28 protein-coding genes are annotated in these 25,650 nt (G+C 67.6%); 20 read left to right on the top strand and 8 right to left on the bottom strand.

The features are described from left to right. The first annotated feature begins 63 nt into the window (after positions 1-63). The 7 genes from LIN44_RS16130 to LIN44_RS16100 all read left to right on the top strand — a co-directional run bounded on the left by LIN44_RS16130 (position 64) and on the right by LIN44_RS16100 (position 5,658). The gene (locus tag LIN44_RS16130) at positions 64-573 is read left to right on the top strand and encodes a DUF2244 domain-containing protein (protein ID WP_227314418.1); all 510 of its coding nucleotides are present in this window, start codon (positions 64-66) and stop codon (positions 571-573) included. A gap of 58 nt (positions 574-631) precedes the next feature. Then, positions 632-1,894: a cytochrome c oxidase subunit II gene (gene coxB / locus LIN44_RS16125; protein WP_227312933.1), complete on the top strand. Its 1,263-nt coding sequence runs from the start codon at positions 632-634 to the stop codon at positions 1,892-1,894. Between the two features lie 38 nt (positions 1,895-1,932). Then, complete coding sequence (gene ctaD / locus LIN44_RS16120) at positions 1,933-3,540, top strand: cytochrome c oxidase subunit I (RefSeq protein ID WP_116355503.1); 1,608 nt, start codon at positions 1,933-1,935, stop codon at positions 3,538-3,540. A 73-nt stretch (positions 3,541-3,613) separates the two neighbouring features. After that, positions 3,614-3,745 carry a cytochrome oxidase small assembly protein gene (locus LIN44_RS16115; RefSeq protein WP_217449847.1) on the top strand — a complete coding sequence of 44 codons (132 nt, stop codon included), beginning with the start codon at positions 3,614-3,616 and terminating at the stop codon, positions 3,743-3,745. Positions 3,746-3,762: 17 nt separating this feature from the next. Beyond that, the gene (locus LIN44_RS16110; protein ID WP_227312932.1) at positions 3,763-4,374 is read left to right on the top strand and encodes a cytochrome c oxidase assembly protein; all 612 of its coding nucleotides are present in this window, start codon (positions 3,763-3,765) and stop codon (positions 4,372-4,374) included. 53 nt (positions 4,375-4,427) lie between these two features. After that, on the top strand, positions 4,428-4,652 hold the full coding sequence (locus LIN44_RS16105; protein ID WP_012351628.1) for a DUF2970 domain-containing protein: 225 nt from the start codon (positions 4,428-4,430) through the stop codon (positions 4,650-4,652). A 145-nt stretch (positions 4,653-4,797) separates the two neighbouring features. Next, positions 4,798-5,658, top strand: coding sequence for a cytochrome c oxidase subunit 3 (locus tag LIN44_RS16100; protein WP_227312931.1), 861 nt, complete (start codon positions 4,798-4,800; stop codon positions 5,656-5,658). A 144-nt stretch (positions 5,659-5,802) separates the two neighbouring features. Here the strand turns inward: LIN44_RS16100 and LIN44_RS16095 are convergent, their stop codons facing one another. Beyond that, positions 5,803-6,012 carry a twin transmembrane helix small protein gene (locus LIN44_RS16095; protein WP_012351630.1) on the bottom strand — a complete coding sequence of 70 codons (210 nt, stop codon included), beginning with the start codon at positions 6,010-6,012 and terminating at the stop codon, positions 5,803-5,805. A gap of 87 nt (positions 6,013-6,099) precedes the next feature. On the opposite strand from LIN44_RS16095, the gene LIN44_RS16090 reads away from it, so the two are divergent. From LIN44_RS16090 to LIN44_RS16070, 5 genes are all read left to right on the top strand, one after another. Then, entirely contained in the window at positions 6,100-6,855 is a 756-nt protein-coding gene (locus LIN44_RS16090; protein WP_227312930.1) for an SURF1 family protein, read from the top strand. A gap of 73 nt (positions 6,856-6,928) precedes the next feature. Next, positions 6,929-7,579, top strand: coding sequence for a cytochrome C oxidase subunit I (locus LIN44_RS16085; protein WP_227312929.1), 651 nt, complete (start codon positions 6,929-6,931; stop codon positions 7,577-7,579). 9 nt (positions 7,580-7,588) lie between these two features. After that, on the top strand, positions 7,589-8,692 hold the full coding sequence (locus LIN44_RS16080) for a heme A synthase (RefSeq protein ID WP_112773848.1): 1,104 nt from the start codon (positions 7,589-7,591) through the stop codon (positions 8,690-8,692). Beyond that, the gene (cyoE, locus tag LIN44_RS16075; protein WP_115663125.1) at positions 8,689-9,633 is read left to right on the top strand and encodes a heme o synthase; all 945 of its coding nucleotides are present in this window, start codon (positions 8,689-8,691) and stop codon (positions 9,631-9,633) included. Before LIN44_RS16080 ends, cyoE begins: the two co-directional genes overlap by 4 nt. 110 nt (positions 9,634-9,743) lie before the next feature. Next, complete coding sequence (locus tag LIN44_RS16070) at positions 9,744-10,364, top strand: SCO family protein (protein WP_227312928.1); 621 nt, start codon at positions 9,744-9,746, stop codon at positions 10,362-10,364. A 116-nt stretch (positions 10,365-10,480) separates the two neighbouring features. Here the strand turns inward: LIN44_RS16070 and rpoH are convergent, their stop codons facing one another. Next, positions 10,481-11,410 (bottom strand): RNA polymerase sigma factor RpoH, encoded by a 930-nt coding sequence (gene rpoH, locus LIN44_RS16065; protein ID WP_227312927.1) that lies wholly within the window; start codon positions 11,408-11,410, stop codon positions 10,481-10,483. 344 nt (positions 11,411-11,754) lie between these two features. Between rpoH and LIN44_RS16060 the strand changes: the two genes are divergently transcribed. After that, positions 11,755-12,630 carry a pirin family protein gene (locus tag LIN44_RS16060; RefSeq protein WP_227312926.1) on the top strand — a complete coding sequence of 292 codons (876 nt, stop codon included), beginning with the start codon at positions 11,755-11,757 and terminating at the stop codon, positions 12,628-12,630. A 19-nt stretch (positions 12,631-12,649) separates the two neighbouring features. Here the strand turns inward: LIN44_RS16060 and ybiB are convergent, their stop codons facing one another. From ybiB to LIN44_RS16035, 5 genes are all read right to left on the bottom strand, one after another. Beyond that, a complete protein-coding gene (gene ybiB, locus LIN44_RS16055; RefSeq protein ID WP_227312925.1) occupies positions 12,650-13,648 on the bottom strand; it encodes a DNA-binding protein YbiB in 999 nt (332 codons plus the stop codon). An 85-nt stretch (positions 13,649-13,733) separates the two neighbouring features. Beyond that, positions 13,734-14,537 (bottom strand): ABC transporter ATP-binding protein, encoded by an 804-nt coding sequence (locus tag LIN44_RS16050; protein WP_227312924.1) that lies wholly within the window; start codon positions 14,535-14,537, stop codon positions 13,734-13,736. 18 nt (positions 14,538-14,555) lie between these two features. Continuing rightward, on the bottom strand, positions 14,556-15,446 hold the full coding sequence (gene ntrB, locus LIN44_RS16045) for a nitrate ABC transporter permease (protein ID WP_227312923.1): 891 nt from the start codon (positions 15,444-15,446) through the stop codon (positions 14,556-14,558). Between the two features lie 31 nt (positions 15,447-15,477). Then, positions 15,478-16,806 (bottom strand): CmpA/NrtA family ABC transporter substrate-binding protein, encoded by a 1,329-nt coding sequence (locus LIN44_RS16040; protein ID WP_227312922.1) that lies wholly within the window; start codon positions 16,804-16,806, stop codon positions 15,478-15,480. A gap of 386 nt (positions 16,807-17,192) precedes the next feature. Next, positions 17,193-17,834 carry an ANTAR domain-containing response regulator gene (locus LIN44_RS16035; protein ID WP_227312921.1) on the bottom strand — a complete coding sequence of 214 codons (642 nt, stop codon included), beginning with the start codon at positions 17,832-17,834 and terminating at the stop codon, positions 17,193-17,195. Between the two features lie 207 nt (positions 17,835-18,041). On the opposite strand from LIN44_RS16035, the gene LIN44_RS16030 reads away from it, so the two are divergent. Continuing rightward, positions 18,042-18,743: a fumarylacetoacetate hydrolase family protein gene (locus tag LIN44_RS16030; RefSeq protein WP_227312920.1), complete on the top strand. Its 702-nt coding sequence runs from the start codon at positions 18,042-18,044 to the stop codon at positions 18,741-18,743. Between the two features lie 4 nt (positions 18,744-18,747). After that, entirely contained in the window at positions 18,748-19,395 is a 648-nt protein-coding gene (gene maiA, locus LIN44_RS16025; protein ID WP_227312919.1) for a maleylacetoacetate isomerase, read from the top strand. Between the two features lie 84 nt (positions 19,396-19,479). Here maiA and ftsY read toward each other — a convergent pair whose 3' ends face one another. After that, on the bottom strand, positions 19,480-20,637 hold the full coding sequence (ftsY, locus tag LIN44_RS16020) for a signal recognition particle-docking protein FtsY (RefSeq protein WP_227312918.1): 1,158 nt from the start codon (positions 20,635-20,637) through the stop codon (positions 19,480-19,482). 240 nt (positions 20,638-20,877) lie between these two features. On the opposite strand from ftsY, the gene LIN44_RS16015 reads away from it, so the two are divergent. From LIN44_RS16015 to LIN44_RS15995, 5 genes are all read left to right on the top strand, one after another. Then, complete coding sequence (locus LIN44_RS16015; RefSeq protein ID WP_227312917.1) at positions 20,878-22,425, top strand: pitrilysin family protein; 1,548 nt, start codon at positions 20,878-20,880, stop codon at positions 22,423-22,425. Positions 22,426-22,435: 10 nt separating this feature from the next. Then, on the top strand, positions 22,436-23,818 hold the full coding sequence (locus tag LIN44_RS16010; RefSeq protein ID WP_227312916.1) for a pitrilysin family protein: 1,383 nt from the start codon (positions 22,436-22,438) through the stop codon (positions 23,816-23,818). A gap of 61 nt (positions 23,819-23,879) precedes the next feature. Beyond that, positions 23,880-24,527 (top strand): 16S rRNA (guanine(966)-N(2))-methyltransferase RsmD, encoded by a 648-nt coding sequence (gene rsmD / locus LIN44_RS16005; RefSeq protein ID WP_227312915.1) that lies wholly within the window; start codon positions 23,880-23,882, stop codon positions 24,525-24,527. Between the two features lie 233 nt (positions 24,528-24,760). Beyond that, positions 24,761-25,246 carry a pantetheine-phosphate adenylyltransferase gene (gene coaD, locus LIN44_RS16000; protein WP_012351649.1) on the top strand — a complete coding sequence of 162 codons (486 nt, stop codon included), beginning with the start codon at positions 24,761-24,763 and terminating at the stop codon, positions 25,244-25,246. Between the two features lie 67 nt (positions 25,247-25,313). Continuing rightward, positions 25,314-25,574 carry a YfhL family 4Fe-4S dicluster ferredoxin gene (locus tag LIN44_RS15995; protein ID WP_227312914.1) on the top strand — a complete coding sequence of 87 codons (261 nt, stop codon included), beginning with the start codon at positions 25,314-25,316 and terminating at the stop codon, positions 25,572-25,574. Positions 25,575-25,650 lie beyond the last annotated feature (76 nt).

Genomic DNA, 25,650 nt, shown 5'->3' with positions numbered 1-25,650 from the left:
GCACGCACTGTGCGGTCCGGACGCCATCGTCCCGGGTGTGCATCCGATGCAGAGTGGTTGGCGATGCAAGACTTGGGTATCGCATTCCAGACGGCAGGTGGTGACTCCGGCGGAAATCTCGACGGACCTCCCTCCTCGCCCCACGACTGGCTGATGAAGCGCAATTGCTCGCTGAGTCCTCGCCAGGTCGGCTGGTTTTACCTCTCGATCCTCACGGTTTCGCTTGCCATCGCGTTGTTTTTCGCCTGGCAAGGGTCGTGGCTCGTGCTGCCGTTTGCCAGCATCGAGCTGGTCGGGCTGGGCATCGCCCTGCTTGTGTATGCGCGCCATGCGACGGACTATGAGCGCGTCAGCATCACCGACGGCACGCTGGTCGTGGAGACAGCCAGCGCCGGACGGGTGACGCGCCAGGAATTCAATCCGTGCTGGGTGCGGATCGAACTGGGTGAATCGTTCCGCGCGCTGGTGACGCTGCGCTCGGGCAGGCGTGCGGTACAGGTGGGGTGTTACGTGGACCCGTACCGGCGACGCAAGTTCGCGCAGGAGCTCGCAGCGGCCTTGCGCCGCCTCTGAGAGGCGGCGGGAGCGGCGGCGGGGACAGATTTGAATCTGTAAATTGGGTAGATAACAAATGAAAATGTGGAAGAAGGCATCCGCAGTTTGTCTGGCCGGCGCGTCCCTGCTTGCCAGCCAGGCGGCGTCCGCGGTCAGCGACATGCCGGGCGGCCCCGCCGTGCGCCAGCTCAACCTGACCGAGCCGGTTACCAAGATCGCCGAACAGATTCACTGGCTGAACTGGATGATGCTGATCATCTGCACGGTGATCTTCATCGCGGTGTTCAGCGTGATGTTCTATTCCATCTTCACGCACCGCAAGGCCAAGGGCGCCAAGCCGGCTTCCTTCCACGAGAGCATCACCGTCGAGGTGGTGTGGACCATCGTCCCGTTTCTGATCGTGATCGCGATGGCGCTGCCGGCCACCAAGACCGTGGTCGCGATGAAGGACACCACCAACTCCGACATCACCATCAAGGCCACCGGCTACCAGTGGAAGTGGGGCTATGACTACCTGAAGGGCGAAGGCGAGGGCATCTCGTTCGTGTCGACCCTGACCACTCCGCGCGAGCAGATCAACAACGAGCAGGCCAAGTCGAACACCTACCTGATGGAGGTGGACAACGAGCTGGTAGTGCCGGTCAACAAGAAGATCCGCATCGTCACCACCGCCAACGACGTGATCCACGCCTGGATGATCCCGGCCTTCGGCGTCAAGCAGGATGCGATCCCGGGCTTCGTGCGCGACACCTGGTTCAAGGCCGAGAAGATCGGCGTGTACCGCGGCCAGTGCGCCGAGCTGTGCGGCAAGGAACACGCCTTCATGCCGATCGTGGTGCGCGTGGTGTCCGACGCCGACTACACCAAGTGGGTCGACGGCAAGAAGAAGGAGCTGGCGGCCAAGGCCGACGATCCCAACAAGACCTGGACCCTGGATGAGGCCAAGGTGCGCGGCGAGAAGATCTACGCGGCCAACTGCGCGGTCTGCCACCAGCCCAACGGCAAGGGCGGCGGCGCGTTCCCGGCGCTGGATGGCTCCAAGATCGTGAATGGCCCCAAGGCCGGCCAGATGCACATGCTGCTGGAAGGCAAGGGTGGGATGCCGTCGTGGAAGCAGCTGTCGGACACCGAGCTGGCCACGGTCATGACCTATACGCGCAACGCCTGGAGCAACAAGACGGGCGAAGTGATCCAGCCGAGCGAATTCGTGGGTGCCCGCGCGGGCAACTTCCCCGAAGGCGGCGGCGCGGCAGGCGGCGCAGCGCCGAAGGCCGACGCCAGCCCCGCTGACAAGGCTGACAAGCAGGCCAGTCTCGCGGGCGACCGCGTCGCGGGCTGACCCGCTGAAGACAGAACAGGATTAGAGGAGCATTTGCGATGAGTACTGCTACCCCGGACGCACTCGCCCATCCGCACGATCATGCGCATGACGACCACGCGCACGATCACCCGCATGGCTGGCGCCGCTGGCTGTTCGCCACCAACCACAAGGACATCGGTACGCTGTACCTGCTGTTCTCGTTCATCATGCTGCTGTCGGGCGGCGTGCTGGCGCTGCTGATCCGGCTGGAGCTGTTCGAGCCGGGCCTGCAGTTCTTCCGCCCCGAGCTGTTCAACCAGTTCACCACCATGCACGGCCTGGTGATGGTGTTCGGCGCGATCATGCCGGCCTTCGTCGGCTTCGCCAACTGGATGATCCCGCTGCAGATCGGCGCGTCCGACATGGCGTTCGCGCGCATGAACAACTTCAGCTTCTGGCTGATGCCGCCGGCCGCGCTGCTGCTGGCCGGCTCGTTCTTCGTGCCGGGCGGCGCCACCGCCGCGGGCTGGACCCTGTACGCGCCGCTGTCGGTGCAGATGGGCCCGGGCATGGACATGGCCATCTTCGCCATGCACATCATGGGCGCGTCGTCGATCATGGGCTCGATCAACATCATCGTGACCATCCTCAACATGCGCGCCCCCGGCATGACGCTGATGAAGATGCCGATGTTCTGCTGGACCTGGCTGATCACCGCCTACCTGCTGATCGCCGTGATGCCCGTGCTGGCCGGCGCCATCACCATGGTGCTGACCGACCGCCACTTCGGCACCAGCTTCTTCTCGGCCGCCGGCGGCGGCGACCCGGTGATGTACCAGCATATCTTCTGGTTCTTCGGGCACCCCGAGGTCTACATCATGATCCTGCCGGCATTCGGGATCATCTCGCACGTGGTGCCGGCGTTCGCGCGCAAGCGCCTGTTCGGCTACAGCTCGATGGTGTACGCCACCGCCTCGATCGCCATCCTGTCGTTCATCGTGTGGGCCCACCACATGTTCACGACCGGCATGCCGGTGACCGGCCAGCTGTTCTTCATGTACGCGACCATGCTGATCGCGGTGCCGACCGCGGTGAAGATCTTCAACTGGATCGCCACCATGTGGCGTGGCTCGATGACCTTCGAGACCCCGATGCTGTTCGCGATCGGCTTTATCTTCGTGTTCACCATCGGCGGCTTCACCGGCCTGATGCCGGCCGTGGCGCCGATCGACATCCAGCTGCAGGACACCTACTTCATCGTGGCGCACTTCCACTATGTGCTGGTGGCCGGCTCGCTGTTCGCGCTGTTCGCGGGCTTCTACTACTGGGGTCCGAAGTGGAGCGGCTTCATGTACAACGAAGCGCGCGGCCAGATCCACTTCTGGGGTTCGCTGATCTTCTTCAACGTGACCTTCTTCCCGATGCACTTCCTGGGCCTGGCCGGCATGCCGCGCCGCTATGCCGACTACCCGACCCAGTTCGCCGACTTCAACGCGATCGCGTCGATCGGTGCGCTCGGCTTCGGCCTGATGCAGGTGTATTTCTTCTTCTTCGTGGTGCTGCCGTCGTACCGCGGCGGCCAGCAGGCCGCCGACAAGCCCTGGGATGGCGCCGAGGGCCTGGAGTGGACCGTGCCGTCGCCGGCGCCGTTCCACACCTTTGAAGTTCCCCCGCAGGTCCGCTGAGGCGGCACCCGCGTAACCAGGCCGCGGGGGGCGGCAGCGTCCGCTCCCCGCGCCGGCAGGTATCAAGACCGTTATGCAGTCTCCAGACAAAAGCCCGTCACGCCCGGACCACAAGGCCGCCAACCGGCGCCTTGGCCTGATCCTGTTGTCGATCGTGGTGGTTTTCTTTCTGGGGTTCTTCGCCAAGATGAAGTTCCTTGGCTGAGGCGGCAGGGTAGCGACATGAGCATCGAGCAGCAGTCGGGCAGGGAAGCGGACAAGCGGTTCAACCGCGGCATGATGCTGCGGCTGGTCGTGATCGTTGCCGTGATGTTCGGCTTCGGCTATGCGCTGGTGCCGCTGTACAAGAAGATCTGCGAAATCACCGGCCTCAACGTGATCACCACGCGCGAGCTGCATGGCGCGGTGAAGAACACGCAGATCGACAAGAGCCGCACCATCACGGTGGAGTTCGACTCCAACGCGCGCGGCCCGTTTGCCTTCCGGCCGGTGAAGAACAGCATGGAAGTGCATCCCGGCGAGATGGCGACGATCGTCTATGAGGTGGCCAACGGGCAGCCGCGCGATATCTCGGCGCAGGCCATCCCGAGCTACGCGCCCAAGCAGGCAACCCAGTATTTCATGAAGCTGGAGTGCTTCTGCTTCAAGCAGCAGACGCTCAAGGCCAACGAGGCGCGCGAGATGCCGGTGGTGTTCGTGATCGATCCCGCGCTGCCCAAGGACGTGAAGAGCATTACGCTGTCGTACACCTTCTTCGAGGTGGGCACGCCGGTGGCGCAGGCCCCCGACGGCCAGCTGGCGCCGCAGCCCGCGCCGGCCGGCAAGGGCAGCTGAAGCGGACCGCCGGCGGGAGCCCGGCTGAAAGCCGGTCAAGCGGAGGACGGGCGATGGATGAGATGAAGGACGCGGTCAAGCGCAAGCTGTCGTTTGCGCAGACCATGCGCGCGGTGTTGTGGTCGTTCATCGGCTTGCGCAAGGGCGCGGAGCACGAACGCGACATGGCCCGGCTGAACCCGGTGCATGTGGTGATCGCCGGGCTGATCGCGGCGGCGGTGTTCATCGCGATCCTGGTCGTGATCGTGCGCCTGGTGGTCAGCCAGGCGGCGGCGTAGCAGGGCAGGAAGGGTAGACAACAAAAGCAGTCGCAGAACAAAAGCAACCGCGGCGGCGGGGCCGGCCCACAGGAGGCGGGCGGCCTGCAGTGCCAAGGCGGGACAACGAATACTGAATCAAAGACTCTGAGCTGGAGATAAAAGAATGAGTGCGAATCGCGCAAACGCTCCGTACTACTTCGTACCGGGCCCGTCGCGCCACCCCATCACCGCAAGCTTCGGCCTGCTGATGACGGGCGCCGGCGCCGCCGGTTGGGTAAACGGGCAGCCCTGGGCGCCGTACCTGTGCGGCTTCGGCCTGCTGTGGTTCCTGTTCGTGCTCAAGAGCTGGTTTGGCGACGCCATCAGCGAGTCCGAAGGCGGCATGTACGGCAAGAACATCGACCTGTCGTTCCGCTGGTCGATGGGCTGGTTCATCTTCTCCGAGGTGATGTTCTTCGCCGCGTTCTTCGGCGCACTGTTCTATGCCCGTGCCATCGCCATGCCGTGGCTGGGCGACCTGAACAACAAGATCCTGTGGCCCGACTTTGCCGCGGTATGGCCCAACACCGGCCCGGCCGGCGTGGTGGAAACCTTCCAGACCATGGGCCCGTGGCCGATCCCGACCATCAACACCGCGCTGCTGCTGATGTCGGGCGTGACGCTGACCTGGGCGCACCACGCGCTGCTGGCCGGCAAGCGCAGCCAGCTGATCCAGGGCCTGGCGCTGACCATCCTGCTGGGCGCGATCTTCATGGGCTTCCAGGTGTACGAGTACATGCACGCCTACTCGGACCTGAACCTGAAGCTCAGCTCGGGCATCTACGGCTCGACATTCTTCCTGCTGACCGGCTTCCACGGTTTCCACGTGACCATGGGCGCGATCATGCTGGCGGTGGTGCTGATCCGCGTGCTGAAGGGCCACTTCACTCCCGAGCACCACTTCGCCTTCGAAGGCGCGGCCTGGTACTGGCACTTCGTTGACGTGGTGTGGCTGTTCCTCTACGTCGTGGTGTACTGGCTGTAAATCCGGCTGCCGTACCGGCCGGCGGCCCCGGGACTGACCGGGACCGCCGGCGCCAACGCAAGAGAGAAACGCCGCAGGGGCCTGGCCAGCCTGCGGCGTTTGTCTTTTGCGGGCCCCCGGGCGGGGCCGCCGCGGTGCGCCGGTTCAGGGCGCCATACGGATGCCGGTGCTGTGGATCCAGCCCATCCAACTCGAGAACAGGATGAACAGGAACAGCGCCACCGAGAAGCCCACGCGCAGCATCAGCGAGCGCATCATGTTGGGCGTCTTGCCGCGGTCGCGCATCATGAAGAACAAGGCCGAGGCCAGGCTGGCGATGATCAGGATGAAGGCAATGATGATGACAAAGCGCATGGCGGGGCGGTTTGGGGGCAGGGGCGGCGCGACGTGCGGCGCACAGGCCCATTATCGCACCGGGCCGCGCTGCGCAGTGCCGGGGCGATGAACTGGCGCCGCTTCGCCAGCCCGTTGCCGGTGGCCGCCGCGCTGCTGGTGATCGCGGTGACCTGCGCGCTGGGCAACTGGCAGCTCGATCGCGCGCATGAGAAGGAAGCACGCGCGGCACGGCTGCAGGCACTTGCCGCGCAGCCTGCGGTTGTACTGGGCACGGCCCCGCTGTCACAAGTTGTGACCGACCGGGCGGTGCGCGTGACCGGGCGCTTCGACGCATCGCGCACCGTATTGCTGGATAATCGCCCCCACGGCACCGGCGGCCGCAGCGGCGACAGCCGCGCGGGCTTCCTGGTGGTGACGCCGCTGCTGATCGGCGCCGCGCCGGGCGAGGCCGGCGCCATGCGCGCCGTGCTGGTGCTGCGCGGCTGGCTGCCGCGCGATGCCCAGGACCGCACCCGGATCGCGCCGTTTCCGACGCCCGCGGGCGAGGTGACCATCACCGGCACGGCACTGGCCGGCGTGCCGAGGGTCTACAGCCTTGGCCAGGATGCCGCCGGCAGCCGGATCCGCCAGAACCTCGAGATCGCGCCCTACGCGGCCGAAACCGGGCTGGCCCTGCATCCACTGGTGATCGAGCAGCGCAACGATACCGGTGATGGGCTGGCGCGCGACTGGGCGCCTGCCGACGCGGGCGCCGACCGGCACTATGGCTATGCCTTCCAGTGGTTCGGGCTGGCGGCGCTGACTGTGGTGCTGGTGGTCGTGCTGGGCTGGCGCCGCGCGCGCCGGCTGGCCGCACCCTGATCGAATGAATTGACTGCCCATGTGCCGCATACCGGTGCATGGGCTTGCCGAAGACAAAGGACAGACGTATTCCATGGCACAGCAAGACTCCGCTCCGGCCGCCGCGGCCTCGCCGCGCGACCCCCGCATCGACGCGCGCACGCGCCGTGGCCGCCTGCAGATGCTGATGCTGCTGCTGGTGTGCGCGTCGCCGGTGATCGCCTCCTACTTCACCTACTACGTGATCAAGCCGCGCGGGGGTGCCACCAACTACGGCACGCTGGTCGACCCGCAGCGGCCGATGCCGCCGGTGCGCGTCACCGACGAGCAGGGCCAGGCGGTGCCGCTGGAGCAGTTCCGTGGCAAGTGGCTGCTGGTCAGCGCCGATCCGTCCGCCTGTGACGAGGCCTGCGCGAAGAAGCTGTTCACCATCCGCCAGATCCGCGCCGGGCAGGGGCAGGATCGCCTGCGCATCGTGCCGGTGTGGCTGGTCACCGACGACGGCAAGATCGACGAGCGCCTGGCCGCCGCCTACAACGAGCCCTACGCCGGCGTGCGCTTCCTGCGCATCGACCGCCAGGCCGCGCAGCAGTGGCTGCCGGCCGAGCCGGGCAAGCGCGCCGAGGACACGCTGTTCCTGGTCGATCCGCTGGGCAACCTGATGATGCGCTTCCCGCAGGACCCGGACCCGAAGAAGATGAGCGGCGACCTGAAGAAGCTGCTCAAGGTCTCGCGCATCGGTTGAGAGGACGCCATGCTGCTGCAACTGGCCATCATCGGCATCCTGATCGCGCTGTTCCCGCTGTCCTACGTGATGGTGAAGGGCGACCGCAACAAGTACCGCAAGCTTGCCTGGATCACGGCGTTCCTGACGCTGGACCTGATCATGTTCGGCAGCTTCACGCGGCTGACCGACTCCGGGCTGGGCTGCCCCGACTGGCCCGGCTGCTACGGGCATTCCAACCCGCATGCGGCGCTGGAGCCGATCCGCGCGGCCGAGACCGCGATGCCCAGCGGGCCGGTGACGCTGGCCAAGGCGTGGATCGAGATGATCCACCGCTACTTTGCCATGGCCGTCGGCGTGCTGATCATCACGCTGATGGTGCTGGCGTGGGTCAAGCGGCGCGAGCTGAAGCAGTCGCCGTGGTTCGCCACCGGCGTGCTGCTGCTGGTGTGCGTGCAGGGCGCCTTCGGCGCCTTCACCGTGACCCTGAAGCTGCAGCCGATCATCGTCGTCACGCACCTGATGCTGGGCATGGCGCTGCTGGCGGTGCTGATCCAGCTGGGCTCGCGCAACGACCCGCCACACCCGGTCGCGCCGCAGGCGGCGCGGCTGCGCTGGCCGGTGCGCATCGGCCTGCTGCTGCTGGTGATCCAGATCTTCCTGGGCGGCTGGGTCAGCACCAATTACGCGGTGCTGGCCTGCACCGACTTCCCGCTGTGCAACGGCCAACTGGTGCCGGAGATGGACTTCCGCCATGGCTTCACGCTGTGGCGCCAGCTGGGCATGACCGCGGACGGCGACTACATCCCGCATGCGGCGCTGGTGGCGATCCACTGGGTGCATCGCGGCTTCGCCGTGATCGTGCTGGGCTACCTCGCGTGGTTCGGCCTGCGCGCGCGCCGGCTCGAAGGGCTTAGCCGCGCCGCCGGCTGGCTGCTGGCGACGCTGGTGCTGCAACTGGCCACCGGGCTGTCCAATATCGTGTTCGACTGGCCGCTGGTGGCGGCGGTCGCGCATAACGGCGGCGCCGCGGTGCTGCTGCTGCTGCTGGTCCGTCTCCACTACAATATCGGGCTGACGACCCGGGCCGCCGGCGCCCCCGCTGCCGTGCCGACTGCCGCCCGCGCCACATGAAAGACAAGACCCCTTCCGTGGTTACCGCTACCCACCCCCATTCCCTGGGCAAGTTGAGCCGCATGCGGCACCTAGCCCGGCAATATGCTGCCCTGACCAAGCCGCGCGTGACGCAGCTGGCCGTGTTCTGCGCCATCATCGGCATGTTCCTGGCCACGCCCGGCATGGTGCCGTGGCCGGTGCTGATCGGCGGCGCCGCCGGCATCTGGCTGCTGGCCGGCGCGGCCTTTGCCATCAATTGCCTGGTCGAGCAGAAGATCGATGCGCTGATGCGCCGCACCGCCTGGCGCCCGTCGGCCACCGGCGAGATCACCACGCGCCAGACGCTGGTGTTCTCCGCCATCCTGGGCGGCGCGGGCATGTGGCTGCTGCACGTCTACGCCAACGACCTGACCATGTGGCTGACCTTTGCCACGTTCCTGGGCTATGCGGTGGTCTACACCATCCTGCTCAAGCCGGCGACGCCGCAGAATATCGTCATCGGCGGCCTGTCCGGCGCGATGCCGCCGGCGCTGGGCTGGGCCGCGGTCGCGGGCGAAGTGCCGGCCGAGGCCTGGTTCCTGGTGCTGATCATCTTCACCTGGACCCCGCCGCACTTCTGGGCGCTGGCGCTGTACCGCCGCGCCGACTATGCCAAGTCCGGCCTGCCGATGCTGCCGGTCACGCACGGCGAGCGCTACACGCTGCTGCATATCCTGCTGTACACGCTGATCATGATTGCGGCGACGCTGCTGCCCTTTGTCTACGGCATGAGCGGCTACATCTACCTGGCGGCGGCGCTGGCGCTGGGCGCGGGTTTCCTGGCTTACGCCTGGAAGCTGTACCGCAACTATTCGGACGAACTGGCGCAGCGCACTTTCCGCTTCTCGATCCTGTACCTGTCGCTGCTGTTCGCCGCGCTGCTGGTCGACCACTACTTCAAGTTCGTGCCGCAGGTCTGACCTGCCCGGCGGCGCCCCGGCTGCGGCATCTTGCCGCGCCGGCGCGAACGCAGCGGCATGATCGGCGATACTGCATGCTGTTTCCTTCCCATTCCTGACCCGTGCCCCGCATGCCACGCCTCAGCACCGCCTCCAGCCTGTTCGCCGCCTTCCGTCGCTTTTCCCTGCTGGCCGCGCTCGCGCTGGCCGTCGCCGCCTGCGGGCAGCAGAAGGCGTCGTTCCGCAATGTCGACATCACCGGCGCCGCCGACTTCGGCAAGGACTTCTCGCTGACCGACCACACCGGCAAGGTGCGCACCCTGGCCGACTACAAGGGCAAGGCCGTGGTGATGTTCTTCGGCTACACCCACTGCCCGGATGTGTGCCCCACCACCATGGCCGAACTGAAGGCGGTGATGGAAAAGCTGGGGCCGGATGCCGATCGCGTCCAGGTGCTGTTCGTCACGGTCGATCCGGAACGCGATACACAGGCGCTGCTGGCGCAGTACGTGCCCGCCTTCGATCCGCGCTTCGTCGGGCTGCGCCCGGCCGACGAGGCCGCGCTGCAGAAGCTGGCCAAGGACTTCAAGGTGTTCTACGCCAAGGTGCCGGGCAGCTCGCCCAACAACTACACCGTGGATCACTCGGCCGGCAGCTATGTGTTCGATCCGCAGGGCAAGCTGCGGCTGTTCATCCGGCATGGCCAGGGTCCGGAACCCATCGCCCACGACCTGAAACAGCTGTTGTCCTGACGCAGGCGGGGCAAAAGGGTGCGGCATAACGTCGCACAAACGCGTCGCACCAACGCTTCGCGGGCAACAAAAAAGGCCGGTCCATGGACCGGCCTTTTGCATGGTTGCGGCGAGGATCAGGCGAATGCCTGCAGCGCGCCTTTCATCTTCTTCATCGCCGCCGCCTCGATCTGGCGGATGCGCTCGGCCGACACGCCGAACTCGTCGGCCAGCTCATGCAGCGTGGCGCCGCCCGAGCCGTCGTCCTCGACGTTGAGCCAGCGCGCCTCGATGATGCGGCGGCTGCGTTCGTCGAGCTTGCCCAGCGCTTCTTCCAGCCCCTCGACCTGCATGCGGTCGTGGCGCTTGGCTTCCATGACGCGCGTCGGCTCGTTGTGGTTGTCGGCCAGGTAGGCGATGGGGGCGAATTCCTCTTCGCCGTCGTCGACCTGGCCCTCGAGCGCCAGATCGCCGCCCGACAGGCGGGTTTCCATCTCCATCACTTCTTCGGGCTTGACGTTCAGCTCGCGCGCCACGGCCTCGACTTGCTCCGGCGTGAAGGTGTGGCCGCCCTGCTTGTGGCTGCGCAGGTTGAAGAACAGCTTGCGCTGGGCCTTGGTGGTGGCCACCTTGACCATGCGCCAGTTCTTCAGCACGTATTCATGGATTTCGGCCTTGATCCAGTGCATCGCATACGACACCAGCCGCACGCCCTGGTCCGGATCGAAGCGCTTCACTGCCTTCATCAGGCCGATATTGCCTTCCTGGATCAGGTCGGCATGGGGCAGGCCGTAGCCCAGGTACTGGCGGGCGATCGACACGACCAGGCGCAGGTGCGACATCACCAGGCGGCGGGCGGCGTCGACGGAATCATGGTCGCGCAGCTCGCGGGCGAGGCGTTGTTCTTCCTCCGCGGTCAGCAGCGGAATACGGTGGACAGCCTGGATATAGCTGTCGAGGTTGCCCACGGTCGCCGGAAAGGCCAGCGCAAAGCTGCCCGTGTTCCGGGGCACCGTCGGCAGACGGTTGTTCGTCAGGGTTTGGTCGGCAGACAAGACTGCGTTCACTCAATGGCTCCTTTCGGGTCCGGCGGTTTGGTTGCCGGTGCGCCGCGGCTCCCTTGGGGATCGGCGGCACTGCAACACATCTTAGCACTCTGGCCGGGTGAGTGCTAATTGGAGTTCCGGTGGCTCCGATAGTTCCCGGGTATTGCTCCGCCTGATCGGATAGCCAGGAGGATCATAAAGAGACGGCAACGATACCCCTGTCACCGCGCACTGGTAATTAGAGCGAAGCATGGCATCGGGGTTCTGCCCGCCGCTGCAATGCTCTGTTCCAGCACCGGCTACACTCGACCGGCGGGCGGCGCAGTGGCATGCTTGCGAGCCTCTCTTATCGGATCGGAGGAGTTATGTCTGCTATCGAACACTTGCTCAAGCCGCATGTGCGCGACCTGGGCGATTTCACCGTGCGCCGGCTGCTGCCGGCCGCGGCGACCCAGACCGTCGGGCCGTTTATCTTCTTCGACCATATGGGACCGGTGCAGCTGCCGCCGGGGCAGGGCGCCGATGTGCGGCCGCATCCCCATATCGGGCTGGCCACGGTGACGTATCTGTTCGAGGGCGAGATCATCCATCGCGACAGCCTGGGCAGCGACCAGGCGATCCGTCCGGGCGACGTCAACTGGATGACTGCCGGCCACGGTATCGTGCACTCGGAGCGTTCGCCCGCGCATGTGCGCCCAGAGGGCGCGCGCCTGCATGGCATCCAGACTTGGGTGGCGCTGCCGCAGCAGCATGAGGGCGCCGAACCATCGTTTTTCCACCACCCCGCCGCCACGCTGCCGCGCATCGAGCGGCCGGGGCTGCGCATGGTGGTGATCGCCGGCGATGCCTTTGGCCTGACCTCGCCGGTCAAGGTCTTCAGCCGCACCCTGTACGTGGCGATCGAGCTGGACGCGGGCGCCAGCGTGGAGATCCCCGCCGAGCACGCCGAGCGCGGCATCTATCCGGTCGACGGCGCGGTCGCGCTCGACGGCGAGCCGCTGCCGGCCGAGCACATGGTGGTGCTGACGCCGGGCCAGCCGGCGACGCTGACGGCCACGGCGCCGTCGCGAGTGATGCTGCTGGGCGGCGACCCGACCGACGGGCACCGCTTTATCTACTGGAACTTCGTTGCCAGCAGCAAGGTGGCGATCGAGGCTGCGGCCCAGCGCTGGGAGGACGATCAGTTCCCGCACGTGCCCGGCGAGACCGAGCGCATTCCGCTGCCTCCGCGCAAGCCCTGAGGGGTATCCCGGGGCCGGCTCAGACCGGGCTCGCCCAGGTGACGCGCGTGCCCTGGCGCAGGCATTCGCGGATGGCCTCGACCTGGATGGTGATGGGCGCCGGCACCGGCACCGCGCCGTCCAGCACGCGCCGGATCCAGGCCACGGTCAGCCCGGCATCGCTGCCCGGCGGCAGCTCCGGCACGTCACCGATCGAGCCCCCGGCCTGGCCCACCAGCGTCTGCTGGTGGCCTTCATGCAGCCAGTCGATGCGGCCGGTGCGGCGGGCATCGGCCACCACCTCGCCCTCGGTGCCGCGTGCCAGCAGCACGTTGGCGGGTTCGTGCGAGAAGTAGTCGGTCAGCGTCTCGCGGTATTCGGGGTGGGTGTAGCTGTACAGCCGCAGGCCTTCGGCGGGCGAATGCTCGCCCACCGGCTGCAGCATCTTGGCCACCGTATGCGACGAATTGCGCAGGCCGATCACGGTGCGCCGCTCCAGCAGCCGTGACAGCCCGGGCGACAGCACGTCCACCGGCAACACCGCCAGCGGGCCATTGGCGTCGCCATGGCCATCGCGCAGCCTTGCCGAGGCTTCGGCGGTGCTCGCGCACAAGGGCACGCCCAGCGCCTCGAACAGCGCCATGCTGGTCACGCGCCCCTCGAACACGCGCGTGCCATGCACCAGCACGGGGATGCCTTCGCGCGCCAGCAGCAGTGCCAGCAGCGGCACCAGGTTGGGCTGCTTGCGTGCGCCGTTGTAGCTGGGAATCACCACCACCTGCCGGTCCGGCGGCGCCGGCAGCGGCTCGCAGTGCGCATGCGCGGCCTCCAGCATGCCGGCCAGCTCGTGCGGGGCCTCGCCCTTGATGCGATAGGCCATCAGGATGGCGCCCAGCTCCAGGTCGGACACGCGGCCCGCCAGCATGGCGTCGAACAACGCCTGCGCGTCCTCGCGCGGCAGCGCGCGCGCGCCGTTGACGCCGCGGCCGATCTCCTTGATATAGCGGGCGGCGGGAAATGGGGCTGCGGTGGTGGTCATGGCGGCGTGGGGGAGTGTGTGCTGGGTTCATGATAGCGGAGCGCGGCGGCCTCGCCCATGGCCGCCCGGCGCTCCCGCCATGCGGCTAGGCCGCTTGCTGCAGAGCGGGGTTGCGCTGCTTGCGATAGAGGAAGTCCAGCACCGCGGTGCGGCAGCGATGGTAGGACGGGTCGTCCGCCAGCGCCACGCGGTCGCGCGGGCGCGGCAGGTCGACCTTGAGGATGTCGCCGATGGTGGCCGCCGGGCCGTTGGTCATCATCACGATGCGGTCCGCCAGCAGCACCGCCTCGTCGACATCGTGCGTCACCATCACCACCGTGCTGCGCGTGCGCGCGACGATCTTGATCAGCTCGTCCTGCAGGTGCGCCCGCGTGAGCGCATCCAGCGCGCCGAAGGGCTCGTCCATCAGCAGCACCTTGGGCGCCATCGCCAGCGCGCGGGCAATGCCCACGCGCTGCTTCATGCCGCCGGAGATCTCGTGCGGATATTTGCCCTCGGCGTGGCTCAGGCCCACCAGCGCCAGCGTGTCGTGCGTGCGCGCCCGGAGCTGCGCCTTGTCCTCGCTGGCTGCAAAGACCCCTTCCACGCCCAGGTAGACGTTCTCGAAACAGGTCAGCCACGGCAGCAGCGAATGGTTCTGGAACACCACCGCGCGCTCCGGGCCGGGGCCGTCGATTTCGCGCCCGGCGCAGATCAGCGCGCCGGCGGTGGGCGTGGCCAGTCCCGCCAGCAGGTTCAGCAGCGTGGACTTGCCGCAGCCGGAGTGGCCGATCAGCGTGATGAACTCGCCCTCGGCGATGTGCAGGTGGATGTCGCGCAGCGCGACGAACGGGCCCTTGCGGGTCTTGAAGGTCTGGCCGACGCTTTCAATGCTGACGAACTTGTCCATGGCGTTTCTCCCGCGCAGTCAATGCGTGCCGTAGCTGAAGCGCCGGGCCAGCGCCAGCAGCGCATGCTCCAGCAGCAGGCCGATCAGGCCGATCACGAAGATCGCGATCACGATGTGCTCGACCTTCAGGTTGTTCCACTCGTCCCACAGCCAGAAGCCGATGCCGGTGCCGCCGGTCAGCATCTCGGCCGCGACGATCACCAGCCAGGCCGTGCCGATCGACAGCCGCACGCCGGTCAGCATGTAGGGCAGCACCGCGGGCAACAGCACGCGCGTGAACACCTTCCACTCGGACAGGTCGAGCACGCGCGCCACGTTCAGGTAGTCCTGCGGCACGCGCGTGACACCCACCGCGGTGTTGATCACCATCGGCCAGATCGAGCAGATGAAGATCGCCCAGATCGCGGCGGGATTGGCCGCCTTGAACAGCAGCAGCCCGATCGGCAGCCATGCCAGCGGCGAGACCGGCCGCAGCAGGCTGATCACCGGCGCGGCCATCGCGTTCAGGAAGGCGAAGCGCCCGATCACGAAGCCGGCCGGGATGCCGACCAGCGCGGCCAGGCCGAAGCCCGCCGCCACGCGCGTCAGCGACGCCAGCACGTTCCAGCCGATGCCCTGGTCATTGGGCCCGTTGCGGTAGAACGGGTCGGCGAACAGCGGCACCGCGGCGTTCCAGGTCGCGCCCGGTGTGGGGATGGCCGGGATCATGGTGGCGATGCCGTGCCAGGCCAGCACGAACAGGGCGAAGCCCAGCAGCGGCGGCACGGCCTTGAGCACCAGCGCGGCGGCGGCCTCGCGGCGTGCCGCGCGCCGGGCCTGCGCGGCGATTTCCTGCTCGCGCCGGCGCGCCCGCTCCTTGGTGTCGGGATCGGCTGCGGCATCGGGCGTGGTGGGGGCAATGGCATTCACGTCGGGCTCCTTTCGTCAGGGGCACTGCGGATCAGGCGGACGGCGTGCTTGCCGCCTTGATCTTGAAACCGTCGGCGTAGGCTTTCGGGTCCTTGCCGTCCCAGACCACGCCGTCGATGAGCTTCGAGCTGCGCATGTCGCTCTTGGGCAGCGGCACCTGCGCGGCGGTGGCGGCCTGCTTGTAGATGTCGATGCGATTGACCTGCCTGGCCACGGCGAGGTAATCCGGGTGGGCCTTGAGCAGGCCCCAGCGCTTGTGCTGCGTCAGGAACCACATGCCGTCGGACAGGAACGGGAAGTTCGCGTTGCCATCCTGGTAGAACTTCATCGCGTCGGGGTCGTCCCAGGTCTTGCCAAGCCCGTTGGTGTAGCGGCCCAGCATGCGGTCGAGGATGATGTCCATGTCGGTGTTGACATAGGACTTGGCGGCGATGGTTTCCGCGGTCTTGCGGCGGTTGGAGGCCGATGCGTCGATGAACTTCGACGCCTCCAGCACCGCCGCCACCATCGCGCGCGCCGTGTTCGGATGCTTCTGCACGAACTCGGCGGTGGTGCCCAGCGTCTTTTCCGGATGGTTCTTCCAGATTGCCTGCGTGGTCTCGGCGGTGAAGCCGATCTTGTCGGCGATCGCGCGCGCGCCCCACGGCTCGCCCACGCAGAAGCCATCCATATTGCCCACGCGCATGTTGGCCACCATCTGCGGCGGCGGCACCGTGATGGCCTTGGCGTCCTGCATCGGATCGATGCCGTTGGCCGCCAGCCAGTAGTACAGCCACATCGCGTGCGTGCCGGTCGGGAAGGTCTGGGCGAAGGTGTAGTCGCGCTTTTCCTTCGTCATCAGCGCTTTCAGGCTGGCGCCGTCGCGGACGCCCTTGTCGGCCAGCTTGGACGACAGCGTGATGGCCTGGCCGTTGTGGTTCAGGCTCATCAGCACGGCCATGTCCTTCTTCGGCCCGCCGATGCCGAGCTGCACGCCATAGACCAGCCCGTAAAGCACGTGGGCCGCGTCCAGTTCGCCGTTGACCAGCTTGTCGCGCACGCCGGCCCATGAGGCTTCCTTGGTCGGCGTGATCTTGATGCCGTACTTCTTGTCGAGCCCGAGCGTGGATGCCATGACCACCGAGGCGCAGTCGGTCAGCGGGATAAAGCCGATGCGCACCTCGGTCTTCTCCGGCGCGTCGGAGCCCGCCGCCCAGGCGCCGGCGCGCACCAGCGGATCGACCAGCGTCATCACGCTGGCACCGGCGATGGTGGCCAGCGCACGGCGCCGGCCGCTGCTGGCCGGTACCGCGTCGGCAGCGGCGCCGGGGATCTGGACGGCTGCGTGCAGCGGCCTGGCATGGCTGAGGCGAGAGGGCATTGCATGGCTCCAAGAAAAAACGTCCCCTGGCGCGGCCGGCTTCGCCAGAAGACCGGTGCGCTGCGGGGACGCCGTTGTCCGTAGCGTGACGCGGCCCGCGATGGCCATGTCCGCCTGAGTTGTCATCGGCCGCCGTTGGCCGATGCCTGCATGACGCAAGGCGTATGCCAGCATCGTGCGGTGCAGCATTTCGGGGAACGTTGTGCCGGAACGGGGCGAAATGGGCGAGGTCGGTGCGCAGGTGGCGCAGTCCGGACACGATCGCCGCAGTCCTGCGGTAATGGGATCGGCGCGGCGGGGGATGCAGGGGATACGGGGAAAGCGCCACGAGCGTGCAGCGCACCAGCCGCGTGCGGCGTTGCACCGCGGCGGCAAGCCCGGGGCGCTCAGCCCATCACGTCGATCACGCGCTGCGCGGCATCGACCAGCTTCAGTCCGCGTTCCATCGCCATGCTGCGCAGGCGCTTGTAGGCGTCTTCCTCGCTCAGCCCGCGCGCCTGCATCAGCAGGCCCTTGGCGCGCTCCACCACCTTGCGCTCGGCCAGCTTCAGCCGCGTGGCGTCGAGTTCGGCGCGCAGCTGCTGGTCCAGCTCGAAGCGCGCATAGGCGACGTCGAGCACGGTCTTGACGCGCTCGGCGCGCAGCCCGTCGACGATATAGGCGGTAATGCCCGCGCTCAGGGCGGCCTTGATGCGCTGGCTGTCGTCGTTGTCGGTGAACAGCACGATAGGGCGCGGTGCGTGCTGGGTCGAGACGCACACGTGCTCGATGGTGTCGCGCGCGGCGGACTCGGACGCGATGATCAGCATGTCGGGCTGGCTGGCGGTGATCACGTCGGGCAGCCGCAGGTCGGCGTCGACGATCTGGATTTCGGTGAAGCCGGCGTTGACCAGCCCGCTGCGGATGGTCTCGACGTTCAGCGGATCGGCGTCGAGCGGGTCGCGCACGAGCAGGATGCGCAGCACACGGCCGGTGGCGGGGGCCGCTGCCGCGAGCGTGGGCGTGGGGGGCGGGTGGCGTCGTGTCATGGCTGGCTCTGTTGCAGTGCGCCATGCAAGATTCGCGCCGGGCAGCGCCAGGCATGGCGCCCCAGTCCGGTGCGGCGGTGCTGCGAGCGTGCCTGGATTCATTGTATGCGGCCGTACGCAGCCCCGGCCCGCGGTGTATCCTGTGGCCCTGCTGCGCCCGGCACCGGGCCCCGCCGCAGCACCGATCAGAACTATCTGGAGAGATGCATGACCGAATTCGTGTTCGCCCCGCCCGCGCCCGTTGGCGTGCCCGTGCGCGGCAGCCACGCCAGCTTTCCGGTCCGGCGCGTGTATTGCGTCGGCCGCAACTATGCCGCCCATGCCCGGGAAATGGGTTCGGACCCCGACCGCGAGCCGCCGTTCTTCTTCTGCAAGCCCTCCGATGCGGTCAGCTATGTCGCCGACGGCACCGAGGGCGCCTTCCCGTACCCGCCGGGCACCAGCAACTGCCACTATGAAGTGGAGCTGGTGGTGGCGATCGGCAAGGGCGGCCGCGACATCCCGGTCGAGCAGGCCGCCGGCCATGTGTTCGGCTATGCCGTGGGCCTGGACATGACGCGCCGCGACCTGCAGAACGAATCGAAGAAGACCGGCCGCCCGTGGGAGACCGGCAAGGCCTTCGACCGCTCGGCGCCGATCGGGCCGATCGTGCCGGTGTCGGACATCGGCCATCCGGAGACGGGCGAGGTCACGCTGTCGGTCAACGGCGTGGAAAAGCAGCGCGGCGATCTGTCCGACCTGATCTGGTCGGTGCCGGAGATGGTGTCGTACCTGTCGAAGCTGTTCGAGCTGCAGCCCGGTGACCTGATCTTCAGCGGCACGCCCGAGGGCGTGGGTCCGGTGGTCAAGGGCGATGTCATGCAGTGCCACGTCGGCGGCGTGGGCGATCTCATCATCAAGGTGGTCTGAACCGATGCTCAAGCTTTACAGCTATTTCCGCAGCTCGGCCTCGTTCCGCGTGCGTATTGCGCTGGAACTCAAGGGCCTGTCGTACGACTACGTGCCGGTGCACCTGCTCAAGGAAGGCGGCCAGCAACTCAAGCCGGAGTTCCGCGCGGTGAACCCCGACGGCCTGGTGCCGGCGCTGGCCGATGGCGAGCACGTGCTGCAGCAATCGCTGGCGATCGTCGAATACCTGGACGAGGTCCACCCCGAGCCCAGACTGCTGCCCGGCACGGCGCTGGACCGCGCCTATGTGCGCGGCCTGGCGCAGGAGATCGCCTGCGAGATCCATCCGCTGAACAACCTGCGCGTGCTGAAGTACCTGAAGCATACGGTAGGAGTGACCGACGAAGTCAAAGACGCGTGGTACCGCCACTGGATCGAGCTGGGCTTCGCCTCGCTGCAAGCCAACCTGGAGCGCAGCGGCAAGGCCGGGCGCTTCTGCTTCGGCGACACGCCCACGCTGGCTGACCTGTGCCTGGTGCCGCAGGTGTTCAACGCGCAGCGCTTCCATATCGACGTGGCGCGCTATCCGGCGATCGCGAAGATCTATGAAGCGTGCATGGCCCTGCCGGCGTTCCAGAAGGCGGAGCCGAAGTCGCAGCCCGACGCGGAATAGTCTTTCGGAATAGTCTTTCGCACGCCTGCCAGACACAAACGCCCCGGCAATGCCGGGGCGTTTTGTCTTGCGGTACGGCGCGACTTAACCCAGCAGTGCCTCGGCGAACTCCTCCGCCTTGAACGGCTGCAGGTCTTCCACCTTCTCGCCCACGCCGATGAAGTACACCGGCACGGGGCGCTGGCGCGCGATCGCCGCCAGGATGCCGCCCTTGGCGGTGCCGTCGAGCTTGGTCACGATCAGGCCGGTAAGCCCGAGCGCATCGTCGAAGGCGCGGGTTTGCTGGAGGGCGTTCTGGCCGGTATTGGCGTCGATCACCAGCAGCACCTCGTGCGGCGCGCTGGGCATGGCCTTGCTGATCACGCGCTTGACCTTCTTCAGCTCCTCCATCAGGTGCAGCTGCGTCGGCAGGCGCCCGGCGGTGTCGGCCATGACGATGTCGATGCCGCGCGCCTTGGCGGCGTTGACGGCGTCGAAGATCACCGCAGCGGGGTCGCCGCTTTCCTGCGCCACCACGGTGACGTTGTTGCGTTCGCCCCAGATCGCCAGCTGCTCGCGCGCGGCGGCGCGGAAGGTGTCGCCGGCGGCCAGCAGCACCTTCTGGTCATAGCGCTGGAAGTGCTTGCACAGCTTGCCGATGCTGGTCGTCTTGCCGGCGCCGTTGACCCCAGCAATCATCATCACCAGCGGCTGCTCGCGGCCCAGCGCCATGGTCTTTTCGAGCGGGCGCAGCAGCTGCGTCAGCAGCTCGCGCAGCGCCGCCTTGACGCCCTCGGCGGTTTCGATGCGTTCGGACTTGACGCGCTTGCGCAGCTCGCCCAGCAGGTACTCGGTGGCTTCGACGCCGGCGTCGGCCATCAGCAGCGCAGTTTCCAGTTCCTCGAACAGGTCTTCGTCGACCTTGACGCCGACGAACAGCGTGCCGAGGTTGCGGCTGGTCTTGGACAGGCCGGTGCGCAGGCGCTGCATCCAGCCCTGCCTGGCTTCGGCGCTGGGCGCGGGCGGCGGCACCAGTTCCAGCGCCTCGGCTGCCACCGGCGCTGGCGGGGGCGGGGGCACTTGCGCCGGCACGGGGACGGGCACGGGAACCGGCACCGGCGCTGGCGCTGGCGTGGGAGTGGGCGTCGGGGACGGTGCCGGGGCGGGTGCCGACACTTCCGGCGCCGGGGCCGGCGCGGGCGCCTCGACTGGGGCCTCGACGGGCGCCGGCTCGGCCTTGCGCTTCTTCCAGAAACTAAACATTGGGGAACGGGGTCAATACCGGGGCCAATGCCGGGGCCGATACCCTGGCGGCAGCCGCTGCCAGCAGGCAACCGGTGATTAATCAATGGGTTACGCAGGCTTCGCGATGGCTGGGGAGAAACCGTTGTGGTCCCGGCCGGCGATTGCGTATAGTTCGCTACATGTGTTCACTACATGGCAGATTCGCACGCAGCGTCGCGCACGCGAATCGATCGGCAAAATTTTAGCAGACGGGGTCGCATGAACCATTGCGCTGTCATGACCGCAGCAGGCGCGCCAGGCACCGAAGCCGGCGCCCAAACGCGCATCCAACGCCACGCACCGCCTTGGCAGGCGCCGCCCCCACACGCCGCGCGACTGGCGCGCGGTCTCATCCCCGCGCTGCTGCTGGCGCTGCTGCTGTGGTCGCTGCCCGCCGCGGCGCAAGGCGTGGTGGCGTCGCCGATGCCGGGTGCGCAGACTGCCCCGGCCGGCGCCACCGCCCACGGCACGACCGAGTACCGCCTGTCCAATGGGCTGCGGCTGATCGTCAAGGAGGACCACCGCGCCCCGACAGTGGCACACCAGGTCTGGTACCGCGTCGGCGGCATCGACGAGGTCAGCGGCACCACGGGCGTGGCCCATATGCTGGAACACATGATGTTCAAGGGCACGCCCAAGGTCGGCGTCGGCGAATTCTCGAAGCAGGTGGCGGCCCTGGGCGGGCGCGAGAACGCCATGACCAACCGCGACTTCACCATGTACTACCAGCAGATCGGCAAGCAGTACCTGCCGAAGATGATGGAGCTGGAAGCCGACCGCATGGCCAACCTCGTCATCACCAGGGACGAGTTCGAGCGCGAGATGAAGGTGGTGATGGAAGAGCGCCGCCTGCGCACCGACGACTCCGCGCGCGGTACGGTCTACGAGCAGCTGCTGGCGACGGTCTACACCGCCGCCGCCTACCGCCACCCGGTGATCGGCTGGATGGACGACCTGGTCAACATGCGCGTGGAAGACGTCAAGGACTGGTATCGCCACTGGTACGTGCCCAACAACGCCACGGTGATCGTCACCGGCGACGTCAAGGCCGACGAAGTGCGCGCGCTGGCCGAGCGCTATTACGGCAAGCTCAAGCCGCGCGCGCTGCCGGTTCGCAAGGACCAGGAAGAGCCGGCGCAGAAGGGCATCAAGCGCATCTGGGTCAAGGCGCCCGCCGAGAACCAGTACATGGTGATGGCCTACAAGGTGCCGCGCCTGCGCGACGTCGAGAAAGACGTCGACCCCTATGCGCTCGAGGTGCTGGCGGCCGTGCTCAACGGCTACGACAACGCACGCCTGACCCGCGAACTGGTGCGCGAGCAGCGCCTGGCCGACGATGTCAATGTCGGCTACGACAGCATCAACCGCGGCGAGTCGCTGTTCGTGCTCGACGGCACGCCGGCGGCGGGCCACAACACCGACGAGATCGAGCGCGCGCTGCGTGCCGAGATCCAGCGCATCGCCAAGGAAGGGGTCTCGCCGGAAGAGCTCAAGCGCGTCAAGGCGCAGGTGGTGGCCGGCCAGATCTACAAGCGCGATTCGGTGTTCGGGCAGGGCATGGAGATCGGCGTGGCCGAGATCTCGGAGATCTCCTGGCGCCAGATCGACCGCATGCTCGACAAGATCAAGGCCGTCACGCCGGCTCAGGTGCAGGCCGTCGCCGCGAAGTATTTCAACGACGACAACCTGACCGTGGCGACCCTGGTGCCGCAGCCGATCGATCCGAACAAGCCCAAGTCGCAGGCCCCGTCGGGCCTGCGCCACTGAGAACAAGGCGATGACCCAGTCCGTCACTTCCGCGCCGCGCCCGCTGCGCAAACTGGCCGGCGCCGCGTTGGGCGCCGTGGTGCTGCTGGCCGCGCAGCTGGCGCAGGCAGCGATCCCGATCGAACACTGGACCGCGTCCACCGGCGCCCGGGTGTACTTCGTACACAGCCCGTCGATCCCGATGCTCGATATCAATATCGACTTCGATGCCGGCAGCCGCTATGACCCGCCCGGCAAGGCCGGCCTGGCCACGCTGAGCGCGGCCTTGCTGGACAAGGGCGCCGCCGCGCAGGACGGCCAGCCGGCGCGCGACGAGGCCAGCATCGCCGATGCCTTTGCCGATACCGGTGCCGCCTTTGGCGGCGCGGCCGGCGGCGACCGCGGCGGCATCGGGCTGCGGACCCTGACCGCGCAGCCGGAGCTGGACCAGTCGGTCGCGCTGGCGGCGCAGCTGATCAAGGCGCCGACCTATCCGGATGCCGTGGTCGGGCGCGAAAAGCAGCGCCTGATCACCGCCATCCGCGAGGCCGATACCAAGCCCGGCGTGATCGCCGACAAGGCGCTGGCGCGGGCGATGTATCCCGACCATCCCTACGGCGTTGCCGCGACCCCGGACAGCGTGGCGTCGATCACGCGCGACGACATCGTCGGCTTCTGGCGCGACAACTACGGCGCGCAGCGCGCGGTGGTGACGCTGATCGGCGCGGTCGACCGCAAGCAGGCCGAAGCCATCGCCGAACAGCTGACGCGCGGGCTGCCGCCGGGCCGTGCCGCGCCGGCGCTGCCGCAGGTGCGGCTGAAGATCGCGCCGAGCGAGCAGCGCCTGCCGCACCCGGCGCAGCAGTCCAGCGTGGCGCTGGGCCAGCCGGCGATCGCGCGCGGCGACCCCGACTATTTCGCGCTGCTGGTGGGCAACTACGTGCTGGGCGGCGGCGGCTTCAGCTCGCGCCTGACCGACGAAGTGCGCGAGAAGCGCGGCCTCACCTACGGCGTGGACAGCTACTTCGCTCCCTCCAAGCAGCCCGGGCCGTTCGGCATCAGCCTGCAGACCAAGAAGGCCCAGACCGACGAGGCGCTGGCGCTGGTGCGCCAGGTGCTGGCGCGCTTTGTCGCCGAAGGCCCGAGCGAGAAGGAACTGCGCGCGGCCAAGGACAACCTGATCAACGGCTTCCCGCTGCGTATCGACAACAACCGCAAGCTGCTGACCAACGTGGCCAATATCGGCTGGTACGGGTTGCCGCTCGATTACCTCGATACCTGGACCGCGCAGATCGGCAAGGTCACGCGCGAGCAGGTCAGGGCGGCGTTCCAGCGCCACGTGCACCCGGACAACATGGCCACGGTGATCGTTGGCGGGCCGGTGGGCGCCGCGTCCACGGCGTCGCGGCAGTGATGTCCGCGGTGACGGCGGCATCCCCCGCGGCGGAGCCGGCCGCAGGCTCTACAATCACGGCATGAATTCGCGTTCCCGATTGCCCTCGCCCGCGCCTCGCGGGCGATCTCCCGTCTCTCCCGTGCCGCGCCAGGCACCCGCGCAGGTCCGCATCATTGGCGGACGCTGGAAGCGCGCGCTGCTGCCGGTGCCTGACGCCCAGGGCCTGCGCCCGACCCCCGACCGCGTGCGCGAGACGCTCTTCAACTGGCTGGGCCAGGACCTGTCCGGGCTGGAATGCCTGGACCTGTTCGCCGGTTCCGGCGCGCTCGGCTTCGAGGCCGCCTCGCGCGGCGCGGCCGCGGTGACGCTGGTCGAGTCCAATGCACGCGTGGCCAGGCAATTGCGCGACAATGTGACCCGGCTCGATGCCGCGCAGGTGCGCGTGCTGCAAGGCGACGCCTTCGCCATTGCCGCGCAGCTGCCGGATGCCAGCTACGACGTGGTGTTCCTGGATCCGCCGTTCGCCGAGGACTGGATCGGTCCGTCGCTGGCGCACGCGGCGCGGCTGTCGCGGCCGGGCGGGGCGGTCTATGTCGAGACCGACCACCCGCTGACCGGTGCCGATGCGCCGGTGCCGGCCGCGCTCGAGATCGTGCGGCACGCGCGCGCCGGGGCGGTGCATTTCCACCTGCTGCAGCACCGGGTGCCGGGCAACGGCGCTGGCTGACCCTTCCGGTCGGTGGCGCGGCGGTTCCGCAACGGGGAAGGGACCCTTCCCGATTGCCGAACCGATTCTTGGGTGCACTGCCGCAAAACGGTGCCTGCGGCGCCTTCCAAGCGGGGCATTTAGGGTTACACTACGCCGCTGTCACAACGCTCGCGACGCAGCACCCACGCCGGCCCGGCCGGCGCAAGAGGCGGCCCCTCCACGGCCGGCAGCGGGCAGATCAAGGAGGAAGTATGGTCAGCGCGGTCTATCCCGGCACCTTCGATCCAATGACCCGGGGACACGAGGATCTGGTCCGCCGTGCGTCGAATATCTTCGACGAACTGGTGGTCGGCGTGGCGCACAGCCCCAACAAGCGCCCGTTCTTTTCGCTCGAAGAGCGCATCAGCATTGCCCGCGAAGTGCTCGGGCACTATCCCAACGTGCGGGTCGAGGGCTTTTCCGGGCTGCTCAAGGACTTCGTGCGCAAGAACAATGCGCGCGTGATCGTGCGCGGCCTGCGCGCGGTCTCCGACTTCGAGTACGAGTTCCAGATGGCGGGCATGAACCGCTACCTGCTGCCCGACGTCGAGACCATGTTCCTGACCCCGTCGGACCAGTACCAGTTCATCTCCGGCACCTTCGTGCGCGAGATCGCGGTGCTTGGCGGCGACGTCAGCAAGTTCGTGTTCCCGTCGGTGGAACGCTGGCTGCAAGAGAAAATCGCCAAACCGGAATAAAATACGGCTTCAGACACGTCAGACCGCGGCCAGTCGGGCGCGGGCGTGTCCGCAGGAAGGAAACACCATGGCGCTGATGATCACCGACGACTGCATCAACTGCGACGTTTGTGAACCCGAGTGCCCGAACGAAGCCATTTCGATGGGGCCCGAGATCTATGAAATCGACCCCAACAAGTGCACCGAGTGCGTCGGCCACTTCGACGAGCCGCAATGCCAGCAGGTCTGCCCGGTTGCATGCATCCCCAAGGACCCGAACCGCGCCGAGACCCATGAGGTCCTGATGCAGCGGTACCGCCTGCTGACCGCGGCCAAGCACGCGGCCTGACAGCGGCCACGCTCGGCTCCCCCGCATTTACCGGCTTGCGCCACGCAAAAAAAGCCCCCGGCACCGCAAGGTGACG

It is taken from the genome of Cupriavidus sp. MP-37, from assembly GCF_020618415.1.
Taxonomy (GTDB): domain Bacteria; phylum Pseudomonadota; class Gammaproteobacteria; order Burkholderiales; family Burkholderiaceae; genus Cupriavidus.
Note: the sequence above shows the minus strand (reverse complement) of the source record. Positions and strands in the feature narration are given on the sequence as shown.